Origin of the sequence: Frondihabitans sp. PhB161 (assembly GCF_003814635.1) — a bacterium.
GTDB lineage: Bacteria > Actinomycetota > Actinomycetes > Actinomycetales > Microbacteriaceae > Frondihabitans.
Window position 1 is genome coordinate 1,280,906 of sequence record NZ_RKQW01000001.1, and the last position, 15,079, is coordinate 1,295,984.

The 15,079-nt window shown below is 69.6% G+C and carries 10 protein-coding genes; 8 read left to right on the forward strand and 2 right to left on the reverse strand.

Translation table 11 applies throughout. The features are described from left to right. Positions 1 to 218 precede the first annotated feature (218 nt). The 7 genes from EDF39_RS06205 (at position 219) to EDF39_RS06235 (ending at position 12,095) form a co-directional block, all read left to right on the forward strand. Positions 219 to 3,326, forward strand: a complete 3,108-nt coding sequence (locus tag EDF39_RS06205) for a glycoside hydrolase family 2 TIM barrel-domain containing protein (protein WP_123941371.1) — start codon at positions 219 to 221, stop codon at positions 3,324 to 3,326. Between the two features lie 143 nt (positions 3,327 to 3,469). Continuing rightward, positions 3,470 to 4,990 (forward strand): reverse transcriptase family protein, encoded by a 1,521-nt coding sequence (locus tag EDF39_RS06210; protein WP_123941373.1) that lies wholly within the window; start codon positions 3,470 to 3,472, stop codon positions 4,988 to 4,990. Positions 4,991 to 5,115: 125 nt separating this feature from the next. Next, positions 5,116 to 5,733 (forward strand): TetR/AcrR family transcriptional regulator C-terminal domain-containing protein, encoded by a 618-nt coding sequence (locus tag EDF39_RS06215; protein ID WP_123941375.1) that lies wholly within the window; start codon positions 5,116 to 5,118, stop codon positions 5,731 to 5,733. Positions 5,734 to 5,792: 59 nt separating this feature from the next. Continuing rightward, positions 5,793 to 7,631, forward strand: coding sequence for a gamma-glutamyltransferase family protein (locus EDF39_RS06220; RefSeq protein WP_123941377.1), 1,839 nt, complete (start codon positions 5,793 to 5,795; stop codon positions 7,629 to 7,631). Between the two features lie 153 nt (positions 7,632 to 7,784). After that, positions 7,785 to 8,207, forward strand: a complete 423-nt coding sequence (arfB, locus tag EDF39_RS06225; protein WP_055960311.1) for an alternative ribosome rescue aminoacyl-tRNA hydrolase ArfB — start codon at positions 7,785 to 7,787, stop codon at positions 8,205 to 8,207. 84 nt (positions 8,208 to 8,291) lie between these two features. Beyond that, positions 8,292 to 9,722 (forward strand): gamma-aminobutyraldehyde dehydrogenase, encoded by a 1,431-nt coding sequence (locus EDF39_RS06230; RefSeq protein ID WP_123941379.1) that lies wholly within the window; start codon positions 8,292 to 8,294, stop codon positions 9,720 to 9,722. 90 nt (positions 9,723 to 9,812) lie between these two features. Beyond that, the gene (locus tag EDF39_RS06235) at positions 9,813 to 12,095 is read left to right on the forward strand and encodes a transglycosylase domain-containing protein (protein ID WP_123941381.1); all 2,283 of its coding nucleotides are present in this window, start codon (positions 9,813 to 9,815) and stop codon (positions 12,093 to 12,095) included. Between the two features lie 22 nt (positions 12,096 to 12,117). On the opposite strand, the gene EDF39_RS06240 is transcribed toward EDF39_RS06235, so the two are convergent. Beyond that, positions 12,118 to 13,566: a PLP-dependent aminotransferase family protein gene (locus tag EDF39_RS06240; protein WP_123941383.1), complete on the reverse strand. Its 1,449-nt coding sequence runs from the start codon at positions 13,564 to 13,566 to the stop codon at positions 12,118 to 12,120. A 61-nt stretch (positions 13,567 to 13,627) separates the two neighbouring features. Between EDF39_RS06240 and EDF39_RS17470 the strand changes: the two genes are divergently transcribed. Then, positions 13,628 to 13,780 carry a hypothetical protein gene (locus tag EDF39_RS17470; RefSeq protein WP_158613170.1) on the forward strand — a complete coding sequence of 51 codons (153 nt, stop codon included), beginning with the start codon at positions 13,628 to 13,630 and terminating at the stop codon, positions 13,778 to 13,780. Positions 13,781 to 13,969: 189 nt separating this feature from the next. Here EDF39_RS17470 and EDF39_RS06245 read toward each other — a convergent pair whose 3' ends face one another. Continuing rightward, positions 13,970 to 14,944, reverse strand: a complete 975-nt coding sequence (locus EDF39_RS06245) for an AraC family transcriptional regulator (RefSeq protein ID WP_123941385.1) — start codon at positions 14,942 to 14,944, stop codon at positions 13,970 to 13,972. Between the last annotated feature and the right edge of the window lie 135 nt (positions 14,945 to 15,079).

The following is a 15,079-nucleotide window of genomic DNA, read 5'->3' on the forward strand; positions in this document are numbered from 1 at the left end:
GATCGCGCGCGGCGGCATTTGGCGGGACTCGGCGGCCCGGCCTCCCGGTGCGGTGGCGCGACCGGGTGACGCAAGGCCGCGAGTGCCGCCTAATGCATCGGCGAGCCCAGGCCGCGCGGCATTTGGCGGCACTCGGCAATCGGCATTCGGCGGCAATCGGCCCCGCGGCCAAAGGCATGTTAGCGTAAACATTGCCCCCGATCGAAGGAGATCCACCGATGAGCAGCACCCCCGACTACGTCACCGCCATCACGCCCGGCACCGGTCGCCGAGCTGCGGCACGGTCGTGGCTGCACACCGACGCGCCGAGTCTCGATCTGTCGGGTGAGTGGGCATTCCGGCTTCTTCCGCACGCCGCCGGAGACACGGCGTTCGTCGATCCCGACACGAGCGTCGACGACTGGGAGTCGATGGCCGTGCCCTCGCACTGGGTGCTCGGGCACGACGGCCGCTACGGTTCGCCGATCTACACGAACGTGCAGTTCCCGTTCCCGGTCGACCCTCCGTTCGTGCCCGACGCGAACCCCACCGGCGACTACCGCCGCGACTTCGAGATCGCCGGCGGACAGCCCGAGGGAGCTGCCGGCGGCAGTGCTGACGGCGTCGACGCCTGGACCGCCGCCGCCACACACCTCCTTCGCTTCGACGGCGTCGAGTCGACCTACAAGGTGTGGCTGAACGGTGTCGAGATCGGCACGGGCGCGGGCAGTCGCCTGGCGCAGGAGTTCGACGTGACCGGCGTGCTGCGCCCGGGTCGGAACACACTCGCCGTGCGGGTGCACCAGTGGTCGGCCGCGAGCTACGTCGAGGATCAGGATCAGTGGTGGCTGCCGGGCATCTTCCGCGAGGTCACGGTGGTGGCGCGGCCGGTGGGCGGGCTGGACGACGTGTGGCTGCGCACCGGATGGTCGGTGCGTGATGGCGGGTCGCTGGATCCTGAGATCCGTGCCGACGAGTCGGCGTTCCCGGTGCGGCTCACGATCGCCGAGCTGGGCGTCGACGTGACCTGGGTGAGCCCGGCCGAGGTCGTCCCGCTGAGTGTGGCGGGCGCCGAGCCCTGGTCGGCCGAGTCGCCGCGCCTGTACGAGGCGACCGTGACGAGCGTCGGCGAGACGGTGACCCAGCGCGTCGGCTTCCGCACGGTCCGCATCGACGGCGATCTGCTGCTGGTCAACGACCGTCGCCTCGTGTTCCACGGCATGAACCGGCACGAGTCGCACCCCGACCGTGGGCGCGTGTTCGACGAGCAGCACGCCCGCGACGATTTGGCGCGGATGAAGCGCTTTAACGTCAACGCGATCCGCACGAGCCACTACCCGCCGCACCCGCGCCTGCTCGACCTGTGTGACGAGCTCGGCCTCTGGGTCGTGCTCGAGTGCGATCTCGAGACGCACGGATTCGAGCGCGGAGCGTCGCAGAACGGGCTCGAAGGCTGGTGGGATCGCCCGGCCGACGCCTGGGTCGACAACCCGAGCGACGACCCGCGCTGGCGCGACGTCTACGTCGACCGCATGGAGCGCACGGTCGAGCGCGACAAGAACCACGCGAGCATCGTCATCTGGTCGCTCGGCAATGAGGCGGGCACCGGCTCGAACCTCGCCGCCATGAGTGCCTGGGTGCACGATCGCGACCCCGAGCGTCCGGTGCACTACGAGGGTGACCGCACCGGCTCGTACACCGACGTCTACTCGCGCATGTATTCGTCGATTCCCGAGACGGAGTCGATCGGCAGCGACACCACCGAGCTCATCCAGGGGGCGACGGCGGCCGAGTCGGCTCGGCTGCGGCAGCGCCCGTTCCTCCTCTGCGAGTACGTGCACGCGATGGGCAACGGGCCCGGAGCGATCGACCAGTACGAAGACCTCGTCGACCGGCACCCGCGCCTGCACGGCGGTTTCGTCTGGGAGTGGCGCGACCACGGCATCCGCACCCGCACGGCCGATGGCACCGATTTCTTCGGTTACGGCGGCGACTTCGGCGAGGTGGTGCACGACGGCAACTTCGTGATGGACGGCATGATCCTCTCCGACGAGACGCCGACCCCGGGTCTCCACGAGTACGCGGCGGTCGTCGCGCCGTTCCGCTTCGCGTTCTCGGTCGAGAACGAAGGATCCGGCCTCACCATCTCGAACCACCGCCACTCGCGCCTCTCCGACGATGTCCGCTTCGTCTGGCACGCCGAGGTCGACGGGGTCGAGGTCGCTTCGGGCGCCCTCGAGGTGCCGAGCATTGCAGCGGGGTCGTCGGTCGCTGTGCCTCTGCCGACGATCGACGTGGGCGACGACGGCGAGACCTGGCTCACCGTCGAGGCCGTCACGTCGGCCGACGCCGTGTGGGCTCCCGTCGGGCACGTCGTCGCGGCCGGGCAGCACGATCTGACGCCGCTTCGGTCGACCAGGCCGCTCCGGTCGGCGTTCGGCAGCCGCCCAGCTCGCTCGCTCGAGGCTCTTCCCGCGGGTGTGCACCGCCTCGGCCCCGCCGTCTTCGAGGGTGGCCAGCTCGTCGAGCTCGCCGGTCGGCCGGTCGCCGATCCGACCCTCGCGCTGTTCCGCGCACCCACCGACAACGACTCTCTTTCGCACGCCGGGCAGTACGACTCTGCCGGGGTGACGCCGAACTTCGGCACCGGCGAGCCCGGGTTCGCGCTGGGGCTCCTGTGGGAGGCGGCCGGTCTCGATCGGATCACCCGGCGGATCCTGCGTTCTGAATCGGACGGCACCTCGGCACGGCAGCTCGCGCGCTACGCCGCAGCGGCGTCGCGGCATTCGGTCAGCGTCGAGACGACGTGGGAGGCCTCCGGCGACGACGTGCTGCTGAGCGTGGCGATCGCGTTCTCGTCGCGGTGGGATCTGATCCTGCCCCGCATCGGCATGCGCCTCGATCTTCCTGGGGCAGTTGACGAAGCGTCGTGGTTCGGCACCGGTCCGGGCGAGTCGTACCCGGACAGCATGCGTGCCGCCCGGGTAGGCCGGTTCGCCGCCGGGATCGACGAGCTGTCCGCCCAGTACGCGCGCCCCCAAGAGACCGGTCACCGCTCGGCGTTCCGGTCGCTCGACCTCGCCGCTGCCGGCTCGCCCTGGCTGCGGGTTGCGGCGCTCGCCGACGAGGCCGGGCGCCGGCCGGGCTTCACGCTCTCACGGCACACCGCCGAGGAGATCGCGGGCGCCGCTCACCCGCACGAGCTCCCGACGTCGACCGGCACGCACCTGTACGTGGATGCGGCGCAGAACGGCCTCGGCTCCCGCGCCTGCGGTGTCGACGTGTGGCCCGAGTTCGCGCTGCGTCCTGAAGCGCGTGCGCTGAGGCTGGTGCTTTCGGCGCTGTAGCTGCGTGCCCGTGCAAATTTGAAGGAGAAACCGCCGCTCAGCAACCACTTCATGCGGATCGGGGGCCGCCCGCCCGTGTTTCTCCTTCAAATTCGGGCGGGCCCCAGTTGCGGTGCGGCTGCGCGACTCCTACTGTGAGCGGCATGCAACGGCCTCCGGGCGAGGCGGGCGGCACACGAGCTGTGCCGCCCTCTCCGGGGCTACCCCGGGGGACGAAGATCGACGAGAGCACGACACCGCGAGAGGCCGAGCGCGCTTCGCGCGCCCTGCCTCCCGCACCGGCGGATGAGTCGTTCGGAGGCCGTTCGCAACACGACGCCAACGCAGACATCGAGCACGAGCCGCCCGGCGCCACTCTCGCCGAAGTCGCCCGCGCGCTGGCCGATGCATTTCACGCGGCGCCGGAGTGGTCGGCGCCGAGCCTGCTGGCGGCTGGGTCGAGCGTCGTCGGGTCGCGTCGGGCGTTCGTTCGGGTGGCGGTGGGCGGGATCCTCGAGTCCTTGTCCCGCCCCCTGCCCGATTCACCCCGCCTGCTCGCTCGCCTGATCGCCGACCTGCCGGGTTTCGCGGCGTCGTTCCGGCGAGGCACGCGGCGAACGCCGGTCAGGATCCGCAGCCGGGCCATCGCTCCCACCCGCGCCGTGGGGCCGGGCCCGCGCGTCGACACCGTCGTCGACCTCGCGCGTCTGCTCGGCGTGACCGTGGGGCGCCTCGAGTGGTTCGCCGACACCCAGGGCTGGAACCGTCTCGCCGAAGAGGGACCGCTGCACCACTACCGCTACGAGTGGCGTGTTCGCCCGGGGCGGGTGCCTCGTCTGCTCGAGGTTCCACTCGACCGGCTGCGGACGATGCAGCGGATCATCCTCGACGAGCTGCTCACGCCGATGCCGCTGCACGACGCGGCGCACGGCTTCGTCGCGGGCCGCAGCGCGATCACCGGAGCGGCCGAGCACACCGGCCGCGACGTCGTGATCGGGCTCGACCTCGTCTCGTTCTTCGCATCGGTCACCGCGAAGCAGATCTACGGACTCTTCCGGCGGGCCGGCCTTCCCGAGACGGTCGCCCACCTGCTCACCGGAGTCTGCACGCACTCGGTTCCGCCGAGGGTGCTGCGCGCCATGCCCGCGGGCGGCTCGGCCTCGGCGCGGTTCGCCCTGCGTCAGGCGCTGTCGATGCCGCACCTGCCGCAGGGTGCGCCCTCGTCGCCGGCCCTCGCCAACCTGAGCCTGCAGCGCCTCGACTCGCGGCTCGCCGGCTGGGCCGACGCCTTCGGCGCCACCTACACGCGCTACGCCGACGACCTCGCGTTCTCGGGCGACGCCTCACTGGCCTCGATGGTGCGGGAGTTCGTCCGCGGGGCCACGGCGATCGTCGTCGACTCGGGTCACACGATCAATGCTCCGAAGACGAGGATCCGACGGGCCGGCACCCGGCAGACCGTCACCGGCATCGTGGTCAACGCCACCACTGCTCCCGGGCGTCGCGAGTATGACCGACTCCGGGCAGTCGTCCACAACTGCGTCACCCACGGGCCGGAGGGGCAGAACCGCGACGGCCATCCGGCCTTTCGGCAGCAGTTGCTCGGCCGGATCGCGTGGGTGTCGCAGCTGCATCCGGAACGTGGCGCCCGGCTGCGCCGCGAGTTCGAGCTCATCCGCTGGTGACTCGCGCGGCGAGATCGCGCTGGTGGTCGGGTGGACCCGACCACTACTGCGATCTCAGCGCCCGGAGGCCCGTCCGGCCCAGACGGGGGACTGGCGTAGAACGCCTCGTCCCCTAATCTGGGGGGATGACTTCGCCCGGATCTTCTGCGACCGCGCTGCCCGATGCTCGCGCGACCATCGATGAGGCCGCGCGGACGATCGCCCTGTCGTCGGGCCTGACAGCGATCACGCTGCGCCGAATGGCGTCCGTCTCGAGCCTGTCGCCCGGGGTCATCGCCGCAGAAGAACCCTCGATGCACGCACTCGCCGCTCGCACCTTCTCCGACCTCGCGCTGAGCGAGCTGGGGCGGGTCCGGGCGGTAGCAGCCGCGGCGTCGACCCCGCTGGAGGCGCTGCGGATCCTCGTGTCCGCCCTGCTCGCCACCGACCACTGCCTGTCGAAGACGATCTGGGCCGATGCCTGGAGCATCGGCCGCCACAACGACTTCGTGGCCGTGGCCGCGCGCGAGTGCATGACAACGTGGCAGGAGTTGGCGGTCTCGATCCTCGACGCCGGCAACGCCAGCGGCGACTTCCACGTGACGAATGCGCCTCTCGCCGCTCGTCAGTTCTTCGCTCTCATCGACAGCACGACGGCCTACGGGCTCGTCGGCTACCTGACCGAGGAGGAGCGCAGCCAGCTCGTCACCCGCTCGGTCGAGGTGAGTGTCGGACTCGCCGAGGGCACTCTCGCCGGGGGGTAGCGTCGAGGGCTGACCGTGCCACGGATCGCGGCGCGGGCGATCGAGAGGAGACGAGCACCATGGTCTATACCGCCCCGAGCGACTTCACGACGAGGCCCGACCTCAAGGGCACCTTCGGCATGACGTCGTCGACGCACTGGCTTGCCACGGCTTCGGCCCAGGCTGTCCTCGAGCGGGGCGGGAACGCCTTCGATGCCGCCGTCGCGGGTGCGTTCGTGCTCCACGTGGTGGAGCCGCACCTCAACGGCCCGGGTGGCGACCTGGTCGCGCTGTTCGCGACTGCAGCCGACCCCTCGACTCCTGTCGTGCTCATGGGGCAGGGCCCCGCGCCCGCCGGTGCGACCGTCGAGCACTACCGATCGGAGGGCCTGGAGCTCGTCCCCGGGTCGGGCGCGCTGGCCGCCACCGTCCCTGCCGCCGTCGACGCCTGGCTGCTGCTGCTTCAGGAGCACGGCACCTGGGAGCTCAGTGACGTGCTCTCGTACGCGATCGGCTATGCCCGCGACGGCCATCCGCTCACCGCCCGCGTTGCCACGACGATCGCCACCGTCGCCGATCTCTTCCGCGAGCACTGGCCGACCTCCGCCGACCGCTGGATGCCCGGGGGCCGCCTCCCGTCGCCGGGTGAGCTGATCGTCAACGACGCGTACGCGGCCGTCTTGGAGAACCTCATCAGCGCAGGATCCGAGGGCGTCACCCGGGAGGACCGCATCGCGCTGGCCCGCACCGAGTGGGCCGAGGGTCAGGTGGCACAGGCCATCGACCGCTTCGCGCGGACACCGCACCACCACTCGACGGGAACAGACCACGCGGGCGTCATCCGCGCGTCCGATCTGGCCGCGTTCCGGGCGTCGTTCGAGGAGGCGGCGACCCTTTCATTCCGCGGCGTGACGATCGCGAAGACCAAAGCCTGGGGTCAGGGGCCGGCCCTTCTGCAGGTGTTGGCCATGCTCGAGCCGCTCGCCGACGAGCTGCTCGATCCGCAGACGGCAGCCGGCGCCCACACGATCATCGAGGCGCTGAAACTGGCCATGGCCGATCGCGAGGCCTACTACGGCGATCACGACGTCCCCCTCGATGCTCTGCTGTCGGAGGAGTACGCGACAGCCAGAAGGCAGCTCATCGGCGAGACGGCATCCCTCGAGGTGCGCCCCGGCCGGGTCGGTGGCGGAGGCTCCGAGATGCCTCCGATCCGCACCGGCTACCAGCCTCCCGCCGTCGCCGACGGTTCGGGATTCGCCGGTGTGAGGTTCGCTGGCGTCGGCGAGCCGACATTCGGCGACCTCGCTACAGCCCCGACGGGCGACACCCGTGGCGACACCTGCCACATCGACGTCGTCGACCGCTGGGGCAACATGGTCTCGGCCACTCCGTCGGGCGGCTGGCTGCAGTCGTCGCCGACGATTCCGGAGCTCGGCTTCTGTCTCGGCAGCCGCCTGCAGATGACCTGGCTGGAGGAGGGCACCGCATCGACGCTGACGCCGGGCCGCCGTCCGCGCACCACCCTGACGCCGACGCTGGTCTTCCAGGACGGCCAGCCGATCGTCGCGCTCGGCTCGCCCGGCGGCGACCAGCAAGACCAGTGGCAGCTGCTCTACCTGCTGCGGACCATCGTCGGCGGCTACTCGCCGCAGCAGGCGACCGACGCGCCGGCCCTCCACACGACGGCCTTTCCCGGCTCGTTCTGGCCGCGCACCTGGGAGCCCGGGGGCGTCGTGGTTGAAGACGCTCTGGGAGACGACGTGATCGACGGGCTCACTGCGCGGGGGCACGTGGTCACCCGGGCCGGCGACTGGAAGCTCGGCCGCCTCTCGAGCGTTAGTCGCGACCCGGAGACCGGCGTCGTCGGTGCTGCCGCGAACCCTCGGGGCGCGCAGGCGTACGCCGCGGGCCGTTGACGCTTTCGCCCGCGAGTGGGCGGGTGTCGCCCGCGAGTGGGCGGGTGTCGCCCGCGAGTCGGCGGGTGTTCTCAGGTGTCGGCGGGTGCTCCAGCACCCGCCGACTCGCAAGAACACCCGCCGACTCGCCAGCCGCCGTGCGACGCTTGGCGCATGGATCTCGAGGTGTCGCCCGCGCTCACGATTCCCGCCGGGGAACTCGTGTGGCGCTTCTCCCGATCGTCGGGGCCGGGCGGCCAGCACGTCAACACGTCTGACAGCCGGGTGCAGCTCTCGTGGAGCCCCGCCGAGTCGGCCGTGCTGAGCGAGCAGCAGAAGTCGCTGTTGCGTGCGCGGCTCAGCCGTCGTCTCGTCGGGGGAGCGCTGACCGTCTCGGCGTCCGAGCAGCGATCGCAGCTGCGCAACCGCGAGAGCGCCCTTCTCAAGCTCGCCGAGCTCGTAGCTGCCGGCCTCGCGCCCGAGGGGCCGAGCCGACGTGCGACGAAGCGCACCCGAGGCTCGGATCGCCGTCGGTTGGCCGCGAAGGGCGCGCGGTCGGAGACGAAGCAGCAGCGTCGGCGGCCGTCGGCCGAGTAGCTCGCAGGCCGGCGCAGCATTCCGGCGGCGAACGTGCCGAAACGTCGAACGAGTGCGACCCGACCCCGGCGCTACTGTCGGCGCATGACGACACCGCTCCAGAACTTCATCGACGGCGACTACGTCGAGGCGACCGGCGAGACCACCTTCGACCTGATCGACCCGGCGACGGAAGAGGTCTACGGGTCGTCGCCCGTCTCGGATCCTGAATCGGTCGATCGCGCCTACCAGGCGGCGGCGCGGGCTTTCGAGACCTGGGGTGAGACGACTCCCGCCGAACGGCAGCTCGCGCTGTTCCGGATCGCCGACGCCATCGAGGCCCGCGCCGACGAGTTCGCCGACCTCGAGTCGCACGACACCGGCAAGCCGCGCGCGACTCTCGTCGACGACGAGATCCTGATGTCGGTCGACCAGATCCGGTTCTTCGCGGGCGAGGCGCGCCACCTCTCGGGCATGAGCGCTGGCGAGTATCTCAAAGACCACACGTCGTTCATCCGCCGCGAGCCGATCGGCGTCGTCGGCCAGGTAACACCCTGGAACTACCCGCTCAACATGGCGGTCTGGAAGTTCGCGCCCGCGCTCGCCGCGGGCAACACCACGGTGCTCAAGCCGAGCGACACCACCCCGCTCTCGACGCTTCTGCTCGCCGAGGTCGCCGCTGAGTTCCTGCCGCCGGGGGTGCTCAACGTCATCACGGGCGACCGGTCGACCGGAGCGGCGATGATCGACCACAGGATCCCGCAGCTCGTCTCCATCACTGGCTCTGTGCGGGCGGGCATGGCCGTTGCCGAAGCAGCCGCCAAGGATCTCAAGCGGGTGCACCTCGAGCTCGGCGGCAAGGCCCCGGTGATCGTGTTCGACGATGCCGACATCCCTGCGGCTGTGGAGGGCATCGTCGCGGCGGGGTTCTTCAATGCCGGTCAGGACTGCACGGCGGCGACGAGGGTGCTCGTTCAGGCCGGCATCCACGACGAGTTCGTGAAGGCGCTGGCCGAGCGCGCGCGTGACCACGCCCGCGTGGGTGCGCCGTCGGATCCTTCGGCTTTCTTCGGCCCGGTCAACAACCGGGCGCAGCTCGAGCAGGTGCAGGGGTTCCTCGAGCGTCTGCCCGAGACGGCCGTCATCGAGACCGGAGGATCCCGCGTCGGCTCGATCGGCTACCTGCACGAGGCGACCGTCGTCTCGGGCCTCACCCAGCGCGATGAGGCCGTTCAGAACGAGATCTTCGGCCCCGTGGTCACCGTGCAGAAGTTCACCGACGAGGCCGAGGCGCTGCGCTTCGCCAACGACGTGCAGTACGGCCTGGCGTCGAGCGTCTGGACCACCGACCACGCCACCGCCATGCGCTGTGCCAAGCGGCTCGACTTCGGCTGCGTGTGGATCAACACGCACATACCGATCGTCGCCGAGATGCCGCACGGCGGCTTCAAGCACTCCGGCTACGGCAAGGATCTCTCGTCGTACGGCTTCGAGGATTACACCCGTGTGAAGCACGTGATGTCGTACCTCGGCTGACCCGTCGAGCGGCTACCTCTCGAGGACTATTTCCCGACGAATACATGTGCCCTCTTCGCTATCCGGGCGTGAGCCGTTTACCGTTAGGGCGTGACCCGATCATCTGCACCCCGCGTCGTCGGCGCCCTCCTGGGCTTCGTCGGCCTCTCCACCGTGGCCGGACTCCTGGCCGCCCTGCTCGTCGTGCCGTCCATCGCGGTCGCAGGCGAGGGGGTCGTGACCGCGGCCGACACGTTCAACGCGCTGCCGAGCTTCCTCAAGATCACGCAGCCCGCGCAGTCGTCGTCGATCTACGCGAAGAAGAACGGCAAGAACGTCAAGCTCGCGACGTTCTACGTGCAGAACCGCACCGACGTCTCGCTCGCCGAGATGTCGCCGTGGGTAGCCCGATCGGCCATCGCCACCGAAGACCCGCGGTTCTTCGAAGAGGGAGCGATCGACCTCCAGGGCACGATTCGCGGAGCCCTTTCGACCAGCATCGGCCACTCGGTGCAGGGTGGCTCGTCGATCACTCAGCAGTACGTCAAGAACGTCCTCGTGCAGCGATGCGCCCAGGAGAACGACGGCACGTCGAAGAAGGCTGTCGCGGCAGCGACCAAGTGCTACGAGGAGGTCACGGCGACGACGCCGGCCCGCAAGCTCCGCGAGATGCGGTACGCCATCGGTGTGCAGAAGCGGTACTCGAAGCACGACATCCTCCGCAGCTACCTCAACATCGTCGGCTTCGGCGGCACCGTCTACGGCATCCAGGCCGCGGCCGAGTACTACTTCGGCGTTCCGGCGAAGAACCTCAGCCTCGTGCAGGCGGCGACTCTGACCGCGATCATCAACAACCCGTCGAACCTCCGCATCGACCACCCGTCGAACAAAGACAACGGCTCGGCGAACCACTACGCCAAGACCAAAGACCGCCGCGACTACGTGCTCACGCGCATGCAGAAAGAGGGCAAGATCACCGTCGCCCAGCGCGATAAGGCGATCGCCACGGCGGTCAGGCCGAAGATCACCCCGCAGGCCAACGGCTGCGCCACCGCGGTCAAGTACGACGCCGGCTACTTCTGCAAGTACGTCGAGCTGTCGATGATCAACGACAAGGCGTTCGGCAAGACCTCCGCGGAGCGCATCGAGAAGCTCACCGAAGGTGGCCTCAAGGTCTACACGACGCTCAACCTCGACCTGCAGGCGAAGGCGCAGGCCGCGGTCAGCGCGTCGATGCCCGCCAGCGTGCCGGGGCTCAACGTGGGTGCCTCGAACGTGGCGGTGGAGCCCGGAACAGGCCGCATCGTCACCATGGTGCAGAACACCAAGTTCGACGAAACTGCTTCGGCGTCGGCCGGCACGACCAGCGTCAACTACAACACCGACCACAATCGGGGCGGCTCTCAGGGGTTCCAGACCGGTTCGTCGTTCAAGGCGTTCACGCTGGCCGCCTGGCTGGAGGCCGGGCACACGCTCAACGAGTCGGTCAACACGACCGAGCACGCTCTCCCCTTCTCGGAGTTCACGAACTCCTGCTACGGGCTCGGCAACGAAGTCTGGAACGTCGCGAACGCCGAGGCGGCACCCGCCTCGATGACGGTGCTTCTCGCCACCGAGGAGTCGATCAACACCGCCTACGCCGCGATGGGTCGCAAGCTCGACCTCTGCAACATCCAGAAGACCGCCTTCAACATGGGCATCCACGCGGCCGACCCCGACGCCAACCCGTTCACCTCACCGCCGTCGATGATCCTGGGCACCAACTACATCGCCCCGCTGACGATGGCCACGGCCTACGCCGGCATCGCCAACCACGGCGTGGTCTGCACCCCGGTTTCGATCACCCGCATCGAGGGCGCCGACGGCAAGAGGATCGCCCCGACGGCGACGAAGTGCACCCAGGGTATGTCGACAGACGTGGCCGATGGCGTGGCATACGCGCTGCAGACCGTCCTCAAGCCGGGCGGAACGGCGGCCAGCGCCAACCCGGGCGATGGTGTGCCGATCATCGCCAAGACCGGCACCACCGACGGTGCCGTGCAGAACTGGCTCGTCACGTCGACCTCGAAGATCGCCCAGGCCACCTGGGTGGGCAACATCTCGGGGAGCGCCGGCTTCTACAAGACCTACATCAACGGCCAGTACGGTTACGGGCTCAAATTCACGATGGACAAGACGATCATCGCCGACCTCAATGCCGCCTATCCCGGTGCGGCGCAGTTCCCCGCGCCTCCCCAGTCGGAGATCGGCGTGGTCGCCAAGCCGAAACCCGCCGCGACCAACGACTCCAAAGACGGCGCGGCCGGCACCGACAAGAAGACGAACGACACCGGCAATGCAGACAGGGGCAACCCCGGCAAGGGCAACCCGGATAAGGGCAAGGGTAAGAACTAAGTCGCCGCGGCACGCACTTCGACTAGGCGACGAACGCTGGATCGCTCAGGCTGCGGCCCGCGTGGCCTCCTGATCGCACGGCGGTCCAGGCATCGGCGAGGCGGGTGAGACCCTCCGTCAGGGTGGCCTCATCGGCGGTGATGGGGATCCTGACCCGCCGTTCGAAGGCACCGTCGATGCCGAAGCGCGAGCCCGCGGTGACGGTCACGCCGCGCGCGCGCCCGGCCTGCACGAGCGCACTGCTGAGCGGTGCCCCGAGGTGCACCCAGAGCGCCAGACCACCGTCGATCGCCGGCACGTGCCACTCGGGCACCAGCGACCGCAGCAGCGCGGTGGCATGGTCTCGGCCGTGCCGGAGCTCGTCGCGACGAGACTCGAGGATCCGAGGAAGGTCGCCAATCGCCTCCTGAGCCACCAGCTGCTCGATGACGGCGTTGCCCATGTCACCCGCCGGGCGCGCGAGAGCGAGCCGCTCGATCAGGTGCCGATCGGCGCGGATCCAGCCGATGCGAAGCCCGCTCCACACGGTCTTGCTGAGCGACCCGACGGTGATCACGGTGGCGCCGTGGTGCGGAACTGCGGCGAACGGGGTTGCGGTGAACGGCCGGTCGATGTCGAGGTCGGCCGTCGTCTCGTCGATGAGCAGCGGGGTGCCGGTCTGGGCTGCTGCGCGCAGGATGCGGAGGCGCTCGTCGTCGTCGAGCGACGCACCCGTCGGGTTCTGGAAGTCGGGCATCAGGTAGGCGAGCGCGGGTCGCGCGCCGCGCAGGGTGTCGACCAGTTGGTCGGTGTCGTAGGTCGAGGCGCCGTTCTCGAGCGACGCTTCGGCTCGGCTGTCGAGCGGGCTCGCGATCAGGCGCGCCCCCGCTGCGAGGAAGGCGTCGAGCGCGTGCGGGTAGCTCGGCGACTCGACGACCACTCGATCGCCGCGCCCGAGGAGGGTGCGGGCGACGAGGGCGATGGCGTGTTGGGCGCCCAGCGTCACGAGGATGTTCTCGGGGGAGGTCGGGGCCCCGCGCTCGGTGTATCGGCGGGCGATCGCTGCACGGAGGTCGGGTAGCCCGAAGAAGTCGATTCCGGCGTGGCTGAGGTGGTGCGGGAGACGCTGCAGCGCTCGCGCCGAGAGGTCGGGCAGCTCATGCCAGGCGCGGGGCACGGCTTTGCTGAGGTCGAGGTCGAGCGGCGCCGAGTCACGACGTCGCGGCACCGAGGGGAGCTCGAGCACGCTGCCCGAGCCCTGAATGCTTCGTAAGATGCCCTTCTCTCGGAGCACGCGGTAGGCCGACACGATGGTGGTGCGGCTGACCCCCAACGCCTTCGCCATCTCCCGCTCGGCAGGCAGACGGGTACCCGACGCGACTCGCCCGTCGAGGAGAAGTACCTCGAGCTTCGCGGCCAGGTCGGCGTGCGCGTGGCCGCCCACTCGCCACTCGCCGAGGAGTCCGGTCAGGGCGGTTGTTCCGATCAGCATGGTGCCACTGTAGCCGTATTGGACCTTGGTGCTATGGCTCAATTCGCGATTGGATCGCACCATGAATCAATTGGACTGCGCGACTCTCGCCATCTTCGTGTTTGCCGGGCTCGGGATCCTTGCCGCCCTTGTCACCATCGTCGCCGCCGCTCGCGACGGGTACGGCCGGGTGGCCGAGGTGTCGCCTGCCGACCGGGAGTCGCGGTGGCGGTAGTCATGCTGGTGCTGGTGTAACCGCGGCGATCGCGGACCCGCATGATCGGCACAGACCCGCTTCGTCGGCGTGGGCACTCGACCTAGGCTGCGGGTTTTGGCCGGCCGTGAGGGTTTATGCCGACTCGGCGGGTTTTGGCCAAGCGAACCCGCGCCCACCCGCCCCACCCGCGCCCCCGACCTCGGGCGGTCAGCGCCGAAGCGTCACGGCCGGGTACTCCGCGAACCGCTGCACGTAGGCCGACGAGAAGCGGCCGGAGTGCGCGAAGCCCCAGCGCTGCGCGATTGCGCCCACCGTCGCGTCGGTCGGCGAGGCTGCGAGCAGCTCGGCGCGGACGAGATCGAGCCTGACCCCGCGCAGGTAGTCGGTGGGTGTGGTGCCGAGCTGGTTATTGAAGGCGTGCTGGAGCCCGCGCAGGCTGAGGCCCGCCGCCTTGGCGATCAACGAGGTGGTGATGGCCTCGGCGGCGTGGTGATGGATGTATTCGAGTGCCGTGGCGAGGCGCGCGTTACCCGGCGGCAGAGCGACGGTCGCGACCCGTGGCCCCTGGTGCGGAAACGTGTCGAGAAGCGTTGAAGCTGCGAGTCGCTTGGCCTCGGCACGTAGCAGAGGGTCGGGCTCGCTGCCGAGCATGGTCCGCGCCACCGACGAGACGACGTCGTGCCACCGCTTCAGTGCGGTGGGATCGAGCTGGGCAGTGTGGTCGAAATGCAGCTTTTGCGGTTCTCCTCCGGTGCGCTCGGCGGCGAGTCGCTCGAGGTAGCCCGCGTTGAAGTGGATGAGATTCTGTCTGACGTCGCTGAAGTGGAAGGCGTAGCGCTTGCCGGTCGGAAACATCGCCGGCCGTCCGGGCGACATCTGAACCTCGTCGCCGCCGATGTCCATGACCGCTCTGCCGGTGGTGATCCACGAGACCACGTACTCGTCTTCGGGTTCGATGGTGCCCCGCATCGAGGCGGTGAACGACGACGAGCGGAGCGTCATCTCGTCGTCGCCCACGACCGTGTAGCGGAACGAGAAGGGCCCGTCCGTCGGTTCGGCGTAGAACCCGGACCCGTTGTATCCGCCCGAGTAGAGGTCGATGGCCTCGTCGGGTTCGTGGCCCCCGTAGGCGGCCCGCTGCATCGCGTCATCGGATCGCGAAGCGGCGTCGTTCTGGCTCATCGTGGTGGATTCTCGCACGTGATCTGATCGCCGGTAAATCCCCTTTCGTGGTTTCTGCGCCAGTGCTAAGACCACGTTTCTCGGCAGCTGTCGGAGAGACTTCAGGGTCTCGGGCCAGAGTGGGTGGTTCACACC